Here is a 2216-nt window from a genome sequence, read left to right on the forward strand (position 1 = left end):
GTCGCGACCGCTGCCCTCGGCGCTGCCGACCCCGAGGCAGCCCTCGCGGCCCTCGACGCCTTCACCCTCGCCGTCGGCCGGCCGGTGCGGCCCATGCTCGCCTCCTCGGCCACAGACGTCGAGCAGGCGATGGCCGGCCTGCCCGAGGGGCCGGCCGTGGTGGACGCCAAGCTCGACGGGATCCGCATCCAGGTGCACCGCGACGGCGACGCGGTGCAGGTCTTCACACGCAGCCTCGACGACATCACGGCCCGCGTGCCCGAGATCGTCGCGGTCGTCCGTGGGCTGCCCGTCCGCTCCGTGGTGCTCGACGGCGAGGCCCTCGCCCTCGACGACCAGGGCCGACCCCGCCCCTTCCAGGAGACCGCCGCCCGCAGCGCGACCCGCGACGCCGAGCTCGCGGCCGCCACGGACCTGCGGCCCTTCTTCTTCGACCTGCTGCACCTGGACGGCGAGGACCTGCTCGACCGACCTCTGCTCGAGCGGCTCGAGGCCCTGGACCGCGTCGCCCCCGAGCACCTGGTCGAGCGGGTCATCACCGAGGCACCGGACCTCGCACAGTCAGCCTTCGAGGCTTGGGTGGCCGCGGGCCAGGAGGGCGCCGTGGTCAAGGACGGGGCCGCCCCCTACGAGGCCGGACGACGGGGAGGCGCCTGGGTCAAGGTCAAGCCTCGGCACACCCTCGACCTCGTGGTGCTCGCGGTCGAACGCGGGTCAGGCCGCCGCCAGGGCATGCTCTCGAACATCCACCTGGGTGCCCGTGACTCCGCGGGCGGCTTCGTCATGCTGGGCAAGACCTTCAAGGGCATGACCGACGAGACCCTCGCCTGGCAGACCGCGCGCTTCCGCGAGCTCGAGGTCTCCGACGACGGCTGGGTCGTCACGGTGCGGCCCGAGCAGGTCGTGGAGGTCGCGATCGACGGCGTCCAACGATCCAGCCGGTACCCCGGCGGTCTTGCCCTGCGCTTCGCCCGCGTGCTGCGGTACCGCGAGGACAAGACCGCCGAGGCGGCAGACACGATCGAGACGGTCCGGAGACTCAGCCCCGGCTGACGGGTCCCGGCTGGCTCCCGCCGGTGCTCGCGGCTGCCTCGTGCTCGACGTGCGGGTGGCGACGCTCGAGCTTGGCCCCCTCGACGTCGACGTCGGGCAGGATCCGGTCGAGCCAGCGCGGCAGCCACCAGGCCTTGTCCCCCGCGAGGTGCATGAGTGCCGGGATCAGCAGCATGCGGACCACGAACGCGTCGACCAGCACGCCGAAGGCCAGCGCGAACCCGATCGGTCGGATCATCGCGCTGTGGGCGAAGATGAACCCGCCGAAGACCGAGATCATGATGATCGCCGCGGCGGTGACCACCGCGCGACCGGCCCGGAAGCCCTGGGCGACCGCGAGCCGTGCCGGGGCGCCGTGGGCGTAGGCCTCGCGCATGCCCGTCCCGAGGAAGAGCATGTAGTCCATCGCGAGCCCGAACAGGATGCCCACCAGGATCGTCGGCAGGAAGTTCAGCACCGGCCCCGGGGACTCGACCCCGAAGACCCCGCTCAACCAGCCCCACTGGTAGATCGCCACGACCCCGCCGAGGGCCGCGAAGAAGGACAGGATGAACCCGAGGGTCGCGATGACCGGCACGTAGACCGACCGGAACACGAGCACCAGGATGACCATCGACAGGCCCACGACCACCGCGAGGTAGGTCGGCAGGGCGTCGGCGAGGGCCGCCGAGACGTCGATGCTGCCGCTGGCGGCCCCCGCGATGCCGAAGGTCGCGTCCCCGTCGACGACGGTCAGCTCGCGCAGGTCCGTCACGAGCTGCTCGGTCGACTCGCTCGTGGGCCCCTCGGCGGGGATCACCTGGAAGGCGACGAGCCGCCCGTCCTGAGAGGCACCGACCGGAGCCACGGCGACGACGTCGTCCTGGCTGAAGAGCTGCTGGGCGATGGCCACCTGGGTCCCGAGGTCCTCCCCGGCGCCGTCAGCCACCTCGGCCACGGCGAGCAGGGTGCCGTTCTGACCGTCGCCGAACTTCTCGGTGACGGTCTCGTAGGCCTGGTACTGGGTCGAGTCGGCAGGCTCCGAGGAGCCGTCCGGCAGGCCGAGCCGCAGGTCGAGGGCCGGCAGCGCGATGACGACGAGGGCCGCGGCGCCGAGCACGACGCGGGCGACCGCGCTCGTGGTGGACATCGGGCGCGCCGCGGCCACCGGCGAAGTCGGATCG

At 72.7% G+C, this 2216-nt stretch carries 2 protein-coding genes; one reads left to right on the forward strand and one right to left on the reverse strand.

The features are described from left to right. Positions 1-1053 (forward strand): ATP-dependent DNA ligase (locus L0B03_RS16915; protein ID WP_250448039.1); only part of this gene is annotated, 1053 nt, incomplete at its 5' end. Here the strand turns inward: L0B03_RS16915 and L0B03_RS16920 are convergent. Then, on the reverse strand, positions 1040-2216 hold a 1177-nt coding region (locus tag L0B03_RS16920), incomplete at its 5' end, for an MMPL family transporter (RefSeq protein WP_250448041.1). The two genes, L0B03_RS16915 and L0B03_RS16920, sit on opposite strands and share 14 nt — an antisense overlap.

The organism is Actinotalea sp. C106, assembly GCF_023630195.1.
In the GTDB taxonomy this organism is placed as follows: Bacteria; Actinomycetota; Actinomycetes; order Actinomycetales; family Cellulomonadaceae; genus Actinotalea.